We start from the raw sequence: 14,569 nt of genomic DNA on the forward strand, positions 1-14,569 counted from the left end.
GCGCCGTACCGTATGTCCGATGTCGACCGGCTTGGTGCGCATCCAATCGCTGAACGCCTCGGCGATGGCATGCGCATCGACACAGCCGGCCGCGAGGATGCTGTTGCCAAGGGCGAGGCTCATCTCGGTATCGTCGGTCACCCGCCCCTTGCGCAGTCTCAACCAGCCGCCGCCGATCAGATTACGGTGCTCGCCGTAGACCTCGCGGATCTCGCGCGGGGTCATGAACTCGACGGTTGCGCCGAGCGCATCCCCGACGGCGAGGCCCAGATAGGCTCCAGCCGCTCGGCCATTGACGGTGTCGCCCTTGGATGTCGTCCAAGCCAGCTCAGTGCTCAGGTCCGAAACAAGCATGATAGTCGGTGCATACCTCGCACGACGGCGCTCGACAGGTGTAGATCCCTTCCGCCTCGCAGAGCTGTTTGTAGAGGAACCGTTTCCATTTCATGTCGTTGACGTTTCGCCCGGCCAAGGAGGGGAAATTCCGGCGCATCAACGCGGTCAGATCGGCTCGATTCCAGAGTCCGAGATCCTGCCAGAGATGGTCGCTCGCCAGACAGCCGGCGGCCACCACGTGGGCCATCCAGACCTCGGACGGCGAATCCCCTGCCTTATGCATGAGCATCAGCCGAACCAGCTCCTCGCGCTCGCCGCCGCGCATCTCGGGCGAGGTTGTCTCGCCCGAGATGGCATCGAGGAAATCGCGCGAGGCCGCTCCCGGAAAATGGTGCCGCATCAAACAGTGAAACGCGGCCGGATCCAGGCCGAGCCAGGGCGGCATGGCTCCGCCGCCCGCGGCACGGGTCGCGATCATACTCGCAAATGCTTGATCGTTGCCGGCCCCGATTGCCCTGACCATGAGGCGGGCATAGATGCGGCCGGCATCCTGTTCCGAGTCGAGGGCGAGGGCCGACATGACCTCAGTACTCCACGAGGATGTCTTCGTCGCGCACGATCATCTGGCACGCCAGACGCCACTCGCTCGGCATATCGTCGACGGCGATCCGATCGATGTCGTCCTTGGTCAGCTTGCCCAGCTCGACCAGCACGCTGCGTTCCTTGTCGGTCAGGAAGCCGCTCATGCGGCCTTTTCGATCGACGCTGGTGACGCGCACCAGACAGTTGCCGCACTCGCCGTCCTGGCAGTCGTGGTGCAAGGGCACCTTGTACTCCTTGGCGAGCTTGAGGATGGTCTCGGTGTGGCTTCCGGCCACGGCGTAGACGGTCTTGTCTTTGTAATCGGGGCTTGAAAAGGTCACGAGTGGCATTGTAACGGGTCTCTCTGGGTCGATGACCGGGCATTGGATGCCTGCGCGGCACCGCGAGCGCTCCGGTCGGTCACGAACGGGGGCGACAGGTCGGCATCGGGGCGACCGCCGCGGTGAATCAGGCCGGCTTGACCTTGCAGTCGCCGAGGATCTGGGCCTGGCAGGCGAGCCGGTCATGACGGCTGGCCATGTTCTCGCGCAGGACCTTTTCCTCCAGCACGGAAGGCTCGGTCAGATTGTTCCAACCCTCCTCCACATGCATCATGCAGGTGCCGCAGTCGCCCTCGCGGCAGCCGTAGATGATGCCGGCGCCGATGCGCTCGGAGACCTCGATGACCCGGGTTCCGGCGGGGACGTTGACGGTCTGCTCGATATCCGAAAATGTAATCTTGGCTTTCGCCATGGTGTCTGACTCCTGGATTGTTGATGGTTGTGAATGGTGAAACGATTTAGCCCAAGTCGGCGAAGTCGATGACCCGCCCCTGCTCTCCGCGCACGAGTGCACCGGCCAGCGCTCGCCCGAAATCGCGGCACTCCTCGAGCTCCTCGTCGGTCGGGATGAGCTTGATGCGCAGACCCGCAACCGGGACACGGAGCTTCAGCCCGCGCAGGCGGTCTTCGATCATCTTCACCGCCTCGCCGGTCCAGCCGTAGGACCCGAAGGCGGCGCCGAGCTTGCCTTTCAGATCGATCACGGCGAGCGAGGAGAGCAGATCCCAGATCGGCTTGGCGGCGTCCCCGTTGATCGTCGGCGAGCCCAGGACCAAGGCATCGGCGGATTCGATCAGGTCCACGAAGGGCTGGATCTCCCCGCCTTCCAGGTCGTAGAGCGAGACGCGGATCCCGCCCGCCTCCTCCGCCCCGGCGCGGATCGCCTCGGCCATGCGCGCGGTGCTGCCGTAGGCGCTCATGTAGAAGATGATCAGCGAGCGTTCGCCTTGGTCGATACGCTCGGCCAGACTGGGCGTGGACAGCTCGCGATAGCGGGTGACATAACGGCGCGGTCGATCGCGCAGGATGGGTCCGTGGGTCGGGGCGATGAGCTTGATCGGCAGGGGCTCGATCAGCTTGAGCGCATTCACGATATAGCCCTTGAAGGGCCGCATGATGTGGGCGTAGTAGTAGTCGAACGCGAAGCGGAAATCGCCGCAGGCGTCGTTGAAGAGCCGTGCGTCGCAATGGTGACAGCCGAAGACGTCACCCGAGAAGAGCACCCCCTCCTCCGCCAGCCAGGTGCACTGGGTATCGGGCCAGTGAAGAAAGGGCGTGTGCAGAAAACGCAGCGTCCGACCGCCGAGCCAGACCTCGTCGCCCGTTCCCACGGTCGTGTAGGTCAGCGGCCGGTCGTCGCGGGGCTTGAGCAGCGCCTTGAGCATCGGCGTGGCGCGCTTGGAGATGTAGAGCTGGGCTTGCGGCGCGCGACGCATCAGCTCGGGCAGCGCCCCGGTGTGATCGGGCTCCAAATGATTGAGCACGATCACGCGGATCTCGTCGTAGCGAGCGACCGATTCCAGTCGCGCGAAGAAGTCCTCGGCGAACTCGGCCTTGACCGTGTCGATGACCGCGACACCCTCCTCCCCGCGCACCAGATAGCTGTTGTAGGTGGTGCCGTTGGCGGTGCGCAGAATCAGGTCGAAACTGCGCAGACCTGGATCCAGCGCGCCGATCCAGTGTACGCCGGGCGCGACCTCGACGGCCGGAGCCGCAGGGTCGCGCGCGATGGCCGAGGCTGCGGGGGACATCAGGCCGCCGCTCCGTCGACCGGCAGATCCGCGAAAAACGGCCGCAGCCGCTCGGCTGTCCAAGGCTCGGCGAGCAGATCCCGCACCGTCAGACGATGTCCGAGCGACGCCGGTAACGCCTTCTGCCTGACGTTGGACAGGCACCCCGGCTTTTCGTAGAACAGCACCGACGACATCAGCTCACCCTTCATTTCTATGCCAACAGGTTCGGTCTTGATCGGCGTGCTCGGCGCGGAGCGCCCAACACAGGCGTGACACCGCCGGAGCGGTGTCACGAGTTTGATGGAGCGGTGTCGCCATTCGGCCGTAGAACCCGTCCGCCCCGGGCTAACCAAGACCGCCACCGAAAACCCAAAAAAAATCCTGAACCGCGCTCCACCAAGACCACGGACTGCTCGAAAGCCCGCTCAAACGCGGACATCGCGGGCATCGCGAAGCGCGGTTCAGCGCGCCTGGATCTCGGCACGGATGGCCGCCCACCGATCCGGCGGGATCCCGGTCAAAGACCCCGGCGGATTCACCGGCACACCGAGACCATCCAGAATGACCCCCTCGATCGGGCAGATACTCGCGCACTGCGGATCGGCGAAGTCGCCGTCGCACTCGGTGCATGCGTGTGCGTCAATCGTGAAATGCGGGAGCGCCTCGCGAATCGCCTCGCTCGGACACAAGGGCAAGCACGCCCAGCAATTCACGCAACCCTCGATGATCCTGTATGCCATGAGTGAACCTCCGCTGCCTTCGCGACCTAAACTGCGTCCAGAGTGAAATGCATCGTTCTCATCGTGTGTCGGGCTCAAGGATTTCTCCGACCTTTGCGGAGACGCGGTTCAGAATTCAATCTTGTTTCATTCTTGAACCGCGCCGACTCCAACGGTCGTTGAGTCTGCCGGGGCCGATCCCATCCAAGAACATCGCATACCGCACCGGGCGCGGTTTAAGCGCTCATCCGATGCGCTGTGCCGCCGGAACGTTCGAGCAGCCCCGCCTCCCCCATCTCGCGATACACCACGGCAACCGCGTCCTCGATGGGCTCCATCGCATGCTCTCCGTTCGGCGCAATGCCGGCGGCCTCCAACTGCCCCCAAGGCTCGTAACCGATGCGCGAGCAGAGCACGACCTCGCAGCCGTCGAGCACGCGGATGGTCTTGGCCAAAACGGTTTCGCCGTCGCCGCAGGTCTCGTCGCCCGAGCAATAGAGGTCGACCTTGCGGTGACCGATGAAGCGCACATCGTTCGCGCTGGCCTCGTAGACCAGGAACTCGCGGGCGTGGCCGAAATGCTGGTTGATCAGGCCGCCGCCGGTGGTCGCCACCGCCATCAACACCCGACGGGGCTCGGGGCGCGTGGGGCGGCGCCGGGTCAGGGAGGCAATCGAGACGAAGGTCTCGCTCGATGCGTTGCGCTGCGCTGCCCGACTGGCCTCGATCGCGGCATGGACCTCGGCACGACGGGCCATCGCCGCGGCGTAATCAATCTCCTGTTCGGAGAGCTTGTCGAGCTTGAACTCATCCCCGCGATCCTCGCCGAGCATGCCGACCGCATCCGCCCGGCATTGGCGGCAATGGCGCATCATGGCCATGTCTCCGGCGCAGGCATCCTGCAGGGCACTCAGCTCCTCGTTGGTTGGACCGCGCTGGCCCATCAACCCGTAGAAGGTGCCGTGCTCGGGCTCGGCGATGAGCGGCATGACGTTGTGCAGGAAGGCGCCCTTAGCCTTGACGACCCGGCTGACCTCTTTGAGGTGCTCGGCATTCACACCCGGAATCAGGACCGAGTTGACCTTGACCAGCACACCGCGCGCGACCAGCATCTCGAGTCCCTCCTGCTGCTGCGCGATCAGGATCTCGGCGGCCTTGCGCCCGGTCACCCGGCGGTTGTTCCAGAAGATCCAGGGATAGATCTTGGCACCCACGTCCGGGTCGACGCAGTTGATGGTGATGGTGACGTGCTCGATGTTGTGCTTGCAGATCTCGTCGACCAAACCGGGCAGCGCCAGCCCGTTGGTGGAGACGCAAAGCTTGATGTCGGGCGCCTTCTCGGAGAGCTGGCGGAAGGTCTCCAGCGTGCGCTGCGGATTGGCGAGCGGATCGCCCGGACCGGCGATACCGAGCACGGTCATCTGGGGGATGGCCGCAGCGACGGCGACGACCTTCTTCACCGCTTGGTCCGGGGTCAGCACCTCGGAGACGACGCCCGGGCGCGACTCGTTGGAGCAGTCGTACTTGCGATTACAGTAGTGACACTGGATGTTGCAGGCCGGCGCGACGGCAACATGCATCCGCGCGTAGTGATGATGCGCATCATCGGAGAAACAGGGATGGTTGTTGATCTTAGCGCGAATCGCCTCGGGCAGATGGGCGAGCTTCTCGCCACCGGCACCGCAGCCGCTCGACGCGCAACCGCCGCCGGGCGCGCCCGCGGCATCGGAAATGACCTTCAACTCCATCACGCTGCCTCCGGAGACGGGACGTCGGGCCCCGCGAAAAGATGTCTCTGGAAGGCAGCTGGGCAAAGACCATGCCTAGTCTTTACGGCAACTTAACCAACTGAAAAATTTACCGACGACAGCTCTCGACCCAAGCCGCTGTCGGAATCACGACAGCGTCGGCACAATCGACGTGTGGGATTCGGCTCAATGCGCGACACGGCTAAGGCGCCGGTCGAGCCTCATCCACAACGGCCGTGAGCCGCGCCAAAGGGTCTTGCCGGTAGAACAGCCGCATCTGCTCATAGACCGCCGGGTATTCGGAATGAACAAGCTCGGGCAGCTCGAAAAAGCCCTCGCTGAGCACGGCGAAAAATTCGGCAGGCGATTCGGTCGCATAGGGGTCGATCGGTGTTTCCTCGTCGGCATCGACCCGTCGACACAGATCCTCGTAGGCGGCGGAGAAGGTCTCGGCCCAAACCTTAGGAGACATACCGGCGTGCAGCGGCGGACAGCCGTTGGCAGCCCCGTCGCGCATATCGAGCTTGTGAGCCAGCTCGTGGATGACGACGTTGTAGCCGTCGCGCTCCATCCCGGCCTCGACATCCGCCCACGAGAGAATAACCGGCCCCTGCTCCCAGGCCTCGCCGCTCTTCGCCTCCTGCTCGGTCCAGACCACACCGTCGTCGCCCATGACCTCGCGCTCGGGGACGAATTCCTCGGGATAGACGATGACGGCATACCAGCCGCGGTACCAATCCAGACCCAGCTCCAGCACGGGAAGGCATGCCTGCAGGGCAATCGCCAGACGCATCCTGTCGGTCAACTCGAGCCCTTGCGCAGGGTCCAGACGTTTATCGCGCAGGAAGAGGAGGGCCAGATCGGCGAGGCGCCCGATCTCCTCTTCGGTCAGGTCGTCGAGCAACGGCAGGGCGCACAGGACCCGCTCAAAGTCGTGGGGATCGACACGCGCGCGCTCGCGCTCGAGCACGCGCGCCTGCCACCAATCGGTCAGCGCGCGCACGGCTGCTCCATCCGCCCGCGAGGCCGAGCACGGCGGGAAACGTCAATACGGGGCGAATGGCGCAGTGCACGCGTCCTATCGCGCAAAAGCCCGAGCTCGGCCGGGTCTTCGTCGTATGATTGATGTGCATCAAGGCGAATCGTACTCCGCTGCCCAAGATGGCTGGATTGACTTCTCCCCGCGGGGCTCCCGATCATGACGCGAAAGCTGTTGATCATCGCTATTCCGGTCCTCGTCGGACTCTTGGCATGGCTGTTGTTCTGGACCCCGAGCGGCGTCGGTGTGGATCCGGACGGGCCGAAGCACGGCACGCTGGAGCTGGCCTCGCCGCCGCAAGGCGGGGACTTCGTCCTCGACTCCGTGAACGGCCCCGTCGCCCTCGCCGATCTGCGCGGAAACGTTGTTCTGATCTACTTCGGCTACACCTGGTGTCCGGATATCTGCCCGACGAACCTAGTCTTGATCGCGGCCGCGCTCAAGGCGCTGACGCCCGAAGAACTGGAGCGGGTCCAGGTTGTCTTCGTCAGTGTGGACCCCGAGCGAGACTCCGCGGAGCGGCTTGCGGAGTATAGTGGCTATTTTCACCCCGAGATCCTCGGCCTGACCGGGACGCCCGAGCAGATCGCCGAGGTCGCCAAGCTCTACGGCGCGGCTTACCGGCGCACCGATCTGGATGATTCCGCGATGGGTTATGTCGTCGACCACTCCGCCTACAGCCATCTTGTGGATACGCAAGGCAAGCTCGTGCGCAACCTCGATCACGCCACGCCCTCGGCGGAAATCGTCGCGGCGATCAGAACACTGCTGGGATCGGGCTCGCCCACCGAGCATCGCTCCGAACCTTAAACGAAGCAAAACCACAACCCACGCCGTCTGTCGGAGGACACAACATGCCCGCATACGCATCGCCCCTGCTCGCCGCTACCCTTCTCGCCACGCTCTCCTTCTCCGCACTCGGCGCGGAGGTCTCGATCGGCGACCCCTACGCTCGCGCGGTGCCGCCCGGACAGGCGAACAGCGCCGTCTTCATGTCCTTGGAGAACCAGACCGGGGAGAATCAGGCGCTGGTCGGGGCCGAAAGTGTTGTCTCGGAGGTCGTCGAGCTGCACACGCATGTCGAAGAGGACGGGATGATGCGGATGCGCCGGATCGAGAAGATCGAGATTCCCGCCGGTGAAACGGTGACCCTGAAGCCGGGCGGCCTGCACGTGATGCTCATCGGCCTTAAACAACCGCTGGAGCCGGGCGACACGGTCGATCTCGCCCTGACCTTCGAAGACGGCTCGCGCATACCCGTTCAGGCGCCGGTGCGCCGAATCGAGGTGCCGATGCAGCGCACGGCGCACTAAGCCCGCGCCCGGAGCAATGCGAACCCTGCGGCAGGCGACGATCCATCCATCGTGGCCGGCCGCACCGGATTATCGTCAAGAATCGCATGGCCGAATCATCGGGAGCACCGCACCCGAGAGCGGAATTATCCGGCTCCTCGCCTGTCTCTGAGCAGGTATCGGAGGGTCATCTCGGCGGGCACGCGACGCCGCTGGTTTGACCCATATGCGGATGTTCTGATATACATCCGTGGATTTTCTCGCCCCCCGACCAGGCCGTCGATCCGCGAAAGGCGTCGCGGCCATGAATCACGACCCGATTAGGCATCCTCCATGGTTAAGAATTGGCTGATAACAATTACGGTGGCAACGGCATTGGTAGGCGGCGCGGTTCAAGCGTCCGAAGGGCATCAGGCCGCCGCCCCTCAGGTCGGAGACCCGAAAGCCGGCGAGGCGAAGGCAAACGGCGTGTGCATCGCCTGTCACGGCCCCCAAGGCAACAGTATCGTGCCGCTCTGGCCCAAGCTGGCCGGCCAGCACCCTGAATACATCGTGAAACAGTTGATGGACTTCAAAGCCGGTCGCCGCGCCAACGAGCAAATGACCCCGATGGCCATGCCGTTGACCGATCAAGAGGTCTTGGATCTGGCCGCCTATTACGCGACGCAGCCCAAGACCCCGGGCGCAGCGGATCCCGCGTTGGCGAGCAAGGGCGAATCCATTTATCGCTGGGGCAATCCCGATACCGGCGTACCCGCATGCAGCGGCTGTCACGGACCGGCGGGCCAAGGCCAGTCGCTCGCCAAGTTCCCGCGGATCTCGGCGCAGCACGCGGACTATACCAAACAGACCCTTGAGCATTTCCGCGGTGCGCTGCGCGCCAACGATCCGAACGGGATGATGCGTGGCGCTGCGGCTCGATTGAGCGATCAGGAGATCGCTGCGGTGTCTCAGTACATCCAAGGACTGAACAAGTAAGTCTCGCGCGGCAACCGGAACGGCTCACGGATGAGTCGTTCCGGAACCGTCGCTTCGCGCATACCGTCAGCGGGCTTGCCTTCGATTGCGGAGATTGGTCATCGGAGCACTGGACTTAGGGCCGGCCGAGCCCGGCTTGATCAAAGCCGGGGTGGACGAGCGTCCGGCGTTCACGACCGGTCAGGTGCAGCCGGCCGGGGCGACCGGCAGCACCGAGCGCATCGATGCCGTAGCCGGTCACGCACACCACCAAGATGTCTCGCGGGCGTCCTCGCTCTCGACCGACGCACGGCGTCTCAAGCTCTTGAGCTTCAATGTGCAGGCCGGGATCTACTCGCGCCGCTACAGCGACTATTTCACCAATAGCTGGAAGCACATCCTCCCGCACCCCGAGCGACTGGCGAATCTCACCCGCATCGCCCAACTGCTCCATCAATTCGACCTGGTCGGCCTCCAAGAGGTCGACGCCGGCTCCCTGCGCAGCGCCTACATCGACCAGATCCAATACCTGGCTCGCCACGGCGCCTTTCCGCACTGGTACAGGCAGGTCAACCGCAATCTCGGACCCTTCGCGCAGCACAGCAACGGGCTGCTCAGCCGCCTACCTCCGCAGCGGATCACCGAGCATAAGCTCCCGGGGCTGCCCGGACGGGGCGCCGTCGTGGCGGAGCTCGGGCTTTCGGACCATGAGACCCTTGCCGTGGCGATCGTGCATCTGGCCCTCGGATGGCGCGCACGGCGGCGTCAACTCGACTACCTGATCGCCCTGTCCGAGCAACACCCGTATCTCGTCATCATGGGTGACTTCAACTGCGGGTGCGATTCGAAAGGGCTCCGGGCCATGGTCCAAAAAGCCGCGATGCGCGGGCTCGACTGCGAGCTCAAGACCTTCCCGAGCTGGCGTCCGACGCACAATCTCGATCACATCCTGGTTTCTCGGCCGCTGAACGTGATCGCCGCCCGGGTGGTCGACTATGCCTTGTCCGATCACCTTCCGATCAGCATGACGATCGAGTTGCCCGAAGGTGTTTCATTCTCGGCATACGAGAACGGACCGAACCCGGAGTCGGTGCGCTGAACCGAGATCGCTGAACTGGGCGCGCCGGACTCCGCCGGCGCCGCTCGTTCAATCCTGGACGTAGAAATAACCCCATGCGCAGCCGCTTGCGCGCTCGAGCAGATCGAGAAAGCCTTCCGTCGGCACCGCCTCGCCCGGAAACACCTCCTCGACCTGGATGAGCAGGCGCGCAAACCCGCCCTGCTGCTTCCAATCCCAAGACCGAATCGGACGAGCCTCGCCGCAATTGGGGCAGACCACGGCGGCCCCGCGCCGATCCGATCCCGGCATCCTCGCCGATTCCTCGAATTGCTCCACGCGCAGCGGCCAATCGCTCAGGCGAGAACGGCAACCGGGACAACGCGGTGCGCGCGTATTGCGGCCGTGACACCAGCGCGGATATGCCGAAGCCGGCGGGACCACGACGTGACAGAAGGGGCCGCCGGTCTGCGGATCGCTCGCGATCGCGACCGCGCAACCGACGAAGGCGAGCAGCGCGAAAAACTCGGGCCCGACGCGATAGGCGCACTCGCGATCCGGGATGCGATCCGCGATGAACCCTGCCTCGCACAGTGTGCGAACGAGCCGATCCCGATCCGGACAGACCTCGGCATCGCGAGGCGCAAGAATCAACCGACCCACGTGATTGGACGACGGGGCGGCATCCGCGATCGGCATCGGACCCTTCGGTGTCATTGCATTGGATCCCCGATCCGCGCCAGCCAACGATCCCGCGGCGTGCACGGATCTGTGCCGCGACCGATACCCGCCCGTCGCGCGGGACGCGGCTCAGATGTCGAAAGCTTGGCAAGGGCGACGGGCAGATCCGCCAGCAGATCCAGATCCGCCGCATTGCCCGTGACGTTGGCGACGCAGACCTGAATCCCGTACTTGCGCAAGACCTCGACAAGCGGTTTGGCCGCGTCCAGGTGATCTCGAACCTCGTGCATCTGGAACTGAAGCAACGGACGGCGCCGGATCAGATTGCGCCGAACCATTTGATCGCGGAACCAGGGAAGCCACTGCTCGTCGGCAACCGAGGCCACGTTTTGATGGATCAAGAGTCGCAGTTTTGGGTGCGACTTGCGCTCTGCGTCCATCACATCGAGCGCAGGCTCCAACACCCGGCGATCGATCCTCGGCATCAACCCGCTGCGCTCGGCCACAGGGAGAAAATCACCGGCAGGCACATGCTCTCCGTCGAGTGTGCGCAAGCGAAGATGCACCTCGTAGAGCTCTCCGACGATGCCGATCGTCACGGTGAGCACGAGGCACTTGTCCTCGGCCCGAAGCTTGGTGGCGCCGAAGGTACGCAGAAGCTGCTCCGCGAACCCCTCCAGCGCCTCGCGGGTGACCCGACGGGCCAGCACGGCAAAGCTGAAGTCATCCAGGCGCGCCGCGCACTCCTGCGCGGCGAGCTGGTCGAGGAGCTTCTGCTCGAGCTGGCGCAACAGCCGCTCCGTGCCGTCGCTCCCCAAGGCATTGGAGATGTCTTGGAAGCGATCGAGACTGCGCAGGAAGTCCTCCTTCGAGAGCAGCCCCGGGAAGACCTCGGCCTCATCCGCGTTGACCCGGCGATCCTTGAGCAGACGCGACATCCGGATGCGATGCTCGATCGCACCGATCAGCTGCTCGCGCTGGATCGGCTTGGCGATGAAGCTGTCGCCGCCGACCCGCAAGGCCTCGAGTTGCTTGTCCGGGTCGGTCTCGGCAGAAAGCAAAGATAATGGGCATATCGAAGTACTCGCCGTGATCGCGGATGATCGCGGTCAACTCGGTACCGCGCGCATCCGGCATGTAGAGATCCATCAGCACCAGATCCGGCTGAATGTCTTGCATCTTGCGGAGGATCTCCAGCGGTTGATCGACGATGTGCGGCTCCATCCCAGCCTTGCTCAGCAGCAACGCGACGTATTTGGCCTGCAGCGGGTCGTCTTCGACCACCAGGATCCGGGATTGGCTGCCCTTGACCGGACCGCTCAGCTCGACGAGACGCTTCGCCACGTCGGGCACGGCAACCGGGGTTGGAAAACAGCCGCGCGCACCGGCGCGCATCACCTGGAGCCGCGTCTCGATGTTCTCGGCGTCGGCGATACAGACGACTTGGCTTCGTGGTCCCGGATCCCGTCAGGCGCTCGATCAAACCGGACGGGCCGGCGCCGGACGAGACGTAGCGCAAATCGAGGATCAGCACGCCGGGGCGCGTCCGCCCGAGCGCGGTTTCGAGCGCGTCGAGATCCCCGAAGGCATCGAGCTGCAACCCGGCCGGCCGAATCAGACTCGCGAGCCCGGTTTGCAACGCCGCGTCGTCGCAGAGGTGGAAGATCCTGTTTTCGGTATCCGCAAAACCTGCTTCGTTCATAAGCGAAAGCGCCTCGGTGGGGCGTCGAGAGATGCTGTCTGCCGTTGCATGGTTCGACACCATCCGCGCGAGCAGACTCCCTTGAGACCGGCATCAGGATCGGCAGCCCGAGCCCAAAGGTCAAGCCTAAAGCCGGACCGCGGCGTACCCTCGGTTCGATCGGGTTGAAATCCCGGCGGCCTTTCGTTAGTTTCAGCCGACATGCTGCTGGGGGTGTCCGGTACGCGTGGCCGCATCCGACCGAAATGCCTGTCGACCGACCGGCACCGCACGGTTCACGATGAAGCCACGCGACGGGCTGAGAAAGACCCTTCGAACCTGATCCGGATCATGCCGGCGCAGGAAAGCAGGCGACGAGGATGGATCCAAGGCACCGGTCCGCAACGATGACCGAGCCCGCCGGGCATCGCCATCGAGAGGCCGGCGCGACGATCCGGGTAGTGTATCCGATGAGCCTTGCAGGCTCTCGGTCCCTGCCACCTCGACTCGGGACTCGCATGCGTCCCGATCACCCCGCCGCTCCTCCCGCCGGATGGCGCCGACCATCGTCGTGCGCCGACATCCGTTCGGACCGCAGCCAGTACGGCCGATCCGGCCCCATATCAACGGCGCCACCATACGCCACGCGTCCGTCGAGAGGAGATTCCATGAGCGCCATCCCACAGGCCTTCGCCCAGAAGACCGCCGAGCTGTCCGACGAGGTCACGCGGCCCTTTCCAAGCTCGCGCAAGATCTACGTCACGGGATCGCGTCCGGACTTGCGGGTCCCCATGCGCGAGGTCACGCTGACCCCGACGCAGACCAACGCGGGGATCGAGGAGAATCCGCCGATCATGGTCTACGATACCTCCGGCCCTTATACGGATCCGACGGCGCACATCGATCTACTCGCCGGCTTGGCCGATCTACGCAGCCCCTGGATTCAAGAGCGCGGCGACACCGAGCTGCTCGACGGACCCACCTCGGCCTTCGGACGCGAGCGCCAATCCGACCCAAAGCTCGCACATCTGCGCTTCGAGCACATCCGCACCCCGCGCCGCGCCAAGCCGGGCCGCAACGTCACCCAGATGCACTATGCGCGACAAGGCATCATCACCCCCGAGATGGAGTTCGTCGCCATCCGCGAGAACATGCGCCTGGATGTGCTGCGCGCCGACCCGCGCTACACGAAGCTCCTGCGCCAGCATCGCGGACAGTCGTTCGGCGCCAGCCTGCCCGAGACCATCACCGCCGAGTTCGTGCGCGACGAGATCGCCCGCGGGCGCGCCATCATCCCGGCCAACATCAATCACCCCGAGCTCGAGCCCATGATCATCGGGCGCAACTTCCGGGTGAAGATCAACACCAACATCGGCAATTCGGCCATCACCTCCGGTATCGAGGAAGAGGTCGAGAAGATGGTCTGGTCGGCACGCTGGGGCGGCGACACCCTGATGGATCTCTCCACCGGCAAGAACATCCACGAGACGCGCGAGTGGATCCTGCGCAACGCGCCGGTGCCCATCGGTACCGTGCCCATCTACCAGGCGCTCGAAAAGGTCGACGGCAAACCCGAGGAGCTGACCTGGGAGATGTTCCGCGACACCCTGATCGAGCAGGCCGAGCAGGGCGTGGATTATTTCACCATCCACGCCGGCGTGCTGCTGCGCTATGTCCCGCTGACCGCGGAGCGGCTCACCGGCATCGTCTCGCGCGGCGGCTCCATCCTCGCCAAATGGTGTCTGGCTCATCACCAGGAGAACTTCCTCTACACGCACTTCGGCGAGATCTGCGAGATCATGAAGGCGTACGACGTCTCCTTCAGCCTGGGCGACGGGTTGCGCCCGGGCTCGATCGCCGATGCCAACGACGCCGCCCAGTTCGCCGAGCTGGAGACCTTGGGCGAGCTGACCCGCTTCGCCTGGGAGCACGACGTTCAGGTCATGATCGAAGGCCCCGGCCATGTCCCTCTGCAGATGATCGAGGAGAACGTCACCAAGGAGCTCAAAGACTGCTACGAGGCGCCCTTCTACACCTTGGGGCCGCTGATCACCGACATCGCCCCGGCCTACGACCACATCACCTCCGGCATCGGCGCCGCCAACATCGGCTGGTACGGCACCGCCATGCTCTGCTACGTCACGCCCAAGGAACACCTGGGCCTGCCCGACAAGCAGGACGTGCGCGACGGCATCGTCACCTACAAGATCGCCGCCCACGGTGCGGACCTCGCCAAGGGTCTGCCCGGCGCCCAGATTCGGGACAATGCGCTGTCCAAGGCCCGCTTCGAGTTCCGTTGGGAGGACCAGTTCAACCTCTCGCTCGATCCCGAGCGCGCGCGCGACTTCCACGACCAGACCATGCCGCACGAGTCGCACAAGGTCGCCCATTTCTGCTCCATGT

General features: G+C 64.6%; 16 protein-coding genes, 1 pseudogene and 1 riboswitch. Of the genes and pseudogenes, 5 read left to right on the plus strand and 12 right to left on the minus strand.

Features of this window, described 5'->3' with window-relative positions; genetic code table 11:
- The 9 genes from VLR48_RS19525 to VLR48_RS19565 all read right to left on the minus strand — a co-directional run.
- On the minus strand, positions 1-354 hold a 354-nt coding region (locus VLR48_RS19525), incomplete at its 3' end, for an ADP-ribosylglycohydrolase family protein (RefSeq protein ID WP_325293377.1).
- On the minus strand, positions 329-916 hold the full coding sequence (locus tag VLR48_RS19530; protein WP_325293378.1) for a nitrogen fixation protein NifQ: 588 nt from the start codon (positions 914-916) through the stop codon (positions 329-331). The genes VLR48_RS19525 and VLR48_RS19530, both read right to left, overlap by 26 nt.
- Positions 917-920: 4 nt before the next feature.
- Complete coding sequence (locus VLR48_RS19535) at positions 921-1,268, minus strand: 2Fe-2S iron-sulfur cluster-binding protein (protein ID WP_093029697.1); 348 nt, start codon at positions 1,266-1,268, stop codon at positions 921-923.
- 118 nt (positions 1,269-1,386) lie between these two features.
- Positions 1,387-1,671, minus strand: a complete 285-nt coding sequence (locus tag VLR48_RS19540; protein ID WP_007193631.1) for a 2Fe-2S iron-sulfur cluster-binding protein — start codon at positions 1,669-1,671, stop codon at positions 1,387-1,389.
- 46 nt (positions 1,672-1,717) lie between these two features.
- The gene (locus VLR48_RS19545) at positions 1,718-3,010 is read right to left on the minus strand and encodes an FprA family A-type flavoprotein (protein WP_325293379.1); all 1,293 of its coding nucleotides are present in this window, start codon (positions 3,008-3,010) and stop codon (positions 1,718-1,720) included.
- Positions 3,010-3,186 carry a hypothetical protein gene (locus VLR48_RS19550; RefSeq protein ID WP_325293380.1) on the minus strand — a complete coding sequence of 59 codons (177 nt, stop codon included), beginning with the start codon at positions 3,184-3,186 and terminating at the stop codon, positions 3,010-3,012. The genes VLR48_RS19545 and VLR48_RS19550 overlap by 1 nt, the downstream gene beginning before the upstream one ends.
- 267 nt (positions 3,187-3,453) lie before the next feature.
- Positions 3,454-3,732, minus strand: coding sequence for a 4Fe-4S dicluster domain-containing protein (locus VLR48_RS19555; RefSeq protein ID WP_325293381.1), 279 nt, complete (start codon positions 3,730-3,732; stop codon positions 3,454-3,456).
- 215 nt (positions 3,733-3,947) lie between these two features.
- A complete protein-coding gene (nifB, locus tag VLR48_RS19560; protein ID WP_325293382.1) occupies positions 3,948-5,459 on the minus strand; it encodes a nitrogenase cofactor biosynthesis protein NifB in 1,512 nt (503 codons plus the stop codon).
- 202 nt (positions 5,460-5,661) lie between these two features.
- Complete coding sequence (locus VLR48_RS19565) at positions 5,662-6,462, minus strand: M90 family metallopeptidase (protein WP_325293383.1); 801 nt, start codon at positions 6,460-6,462, stop codon at positions 5,662-5,664.
- Between the two features lie 195 nt (positions 6,463-6,657).
- Here VLR48_RS19565 and VLR48_RS19570 point away from each other — a divergent pair, with 195 nt between their 5' ends.
- The 4 genes from VLR48_RS19570 to VLR48_RS19585 all read left to right on the plus strand — a co-directional run bounded on the left by VLR48_RS19570 (position 6,658) and on the right by VLR48_RS19585 (position 9,846).
- Positions 6,658-7,308: an SCO family protein gene (locus VLR48_RS19570; RefSeq protein WP_325293384.1), complete on the plus strand. Its 651-nt coding sequence runs from the start codon at positions 6,658-6,660 to the stop codon at positions 7,306-7,308.
- 44 nt (positions 7,309-7,352) lie between these two features.
- Positions 7,353-7,811: a copper chaperone PCu(A)C gene (locus tag VLR48_RS19575; RefSeq protein ID WP_325293385.1), complete on the plus strand. Its 459-nt coding sequence runs from the start codon at positions 7,353-7,355 to the stop codon at positions 7,809-7,811.
- A gap of 312 nt (positions 7,812-8,123) precedes the next feature.
- Positions 8,124-8,768, plus strand: a complete 645-nt coding sequence (locus VLR48_RS19580) for a c-type cytochrome (protein ID WP_325293386.1) — start codon at positions 8,124-8,126, stop codon at positions 8,766-8,768.
- Positions 8,769-9,072: 304 nt separating this feature from the next.
- The gene (locus VLR48_RS19585) at positions 9,073-9,846 is read left to right on the plus strand and encodes an endonuclease/exonuclease/phosphatase family protein (RefSeq protein ID WP_325293390.1); all 774 of its coding nucleotides are present in this window, start codon (positions 9,073-9,075) and stop codon (positions 9,844-9,846) included.
- Between the two features lie 48 nt (positions 9,847-9,894).
- Here VLR48_RS19585 and VLR48_RS19590 read toward each other — a convergent pair whose 3' ends face one another.
- The 3 genes and pseudogenes from VLR48_RS19590 to VLR48_RS19600 all read right to left on the minus strand — a co-directional run.
- Positions 9,895-10,521: a hypothetical protein gene (locus VLR48_RS19590; RefSeq protein ID WP_325293387.1), complete on the minus strand. Its 627-nt coding sequence runs from the start codon at positions 10,519-10,521 to the stop codon at positions 9,895-9,897.
- Positions 10,518-11,546 carry an EAL domain-containing protein gene (locus VLR48_RS19595; protein WP_325293388.1) on the minus strand — a complete coding sequence of 343 codons (1,029 nt, stop codon included), beginning with the start codon at positions 11,544-11,546 and terminating at the stop codon, positions 10,518-10,520. Before VLR48_RS19595 ends, VLR48_RS19590 begins: the two co-directional genes overlap by 4 nt.
- Before the next feature lie 55 nt (positions 11,547-11,601).
- Positions 11,602-11,880 (minus strand): annotated as a pseudogene (locus tag VLR48_RS19600) (response regulator); the annotation flags it as partial.
- A 506-nt stretch (positions 11,881-12,386) separates the two neighbouring features.
- A riboswitch (TPP riboswitch) is annotated at positions 12,387-12,549 on the plus strand.
- Positions 12,550-12,834: 285 nt separating this feature from the next.
- Between VLR48_RS19600 and thiC the strand changes: the two are divergent.
- Positions 12,835-14,569: phosphomethylpyrimidine synthase ThiC (thiC, locus tag VLR48_RS19605; RefSeq protein WP_325293389.1), on the plus strand; the 1,735-nt coding region annotated here is incomplete at its 3' end.

The organism is Thiocapsa sp. (assembly GCF_035467215.1).
Taxonomy (GTDB): domain Bacteria; phylum Pseudomonadota; class Gammaproteobacteria; order Chromatiales; family Chromatiaceae; genus Thiocapsa.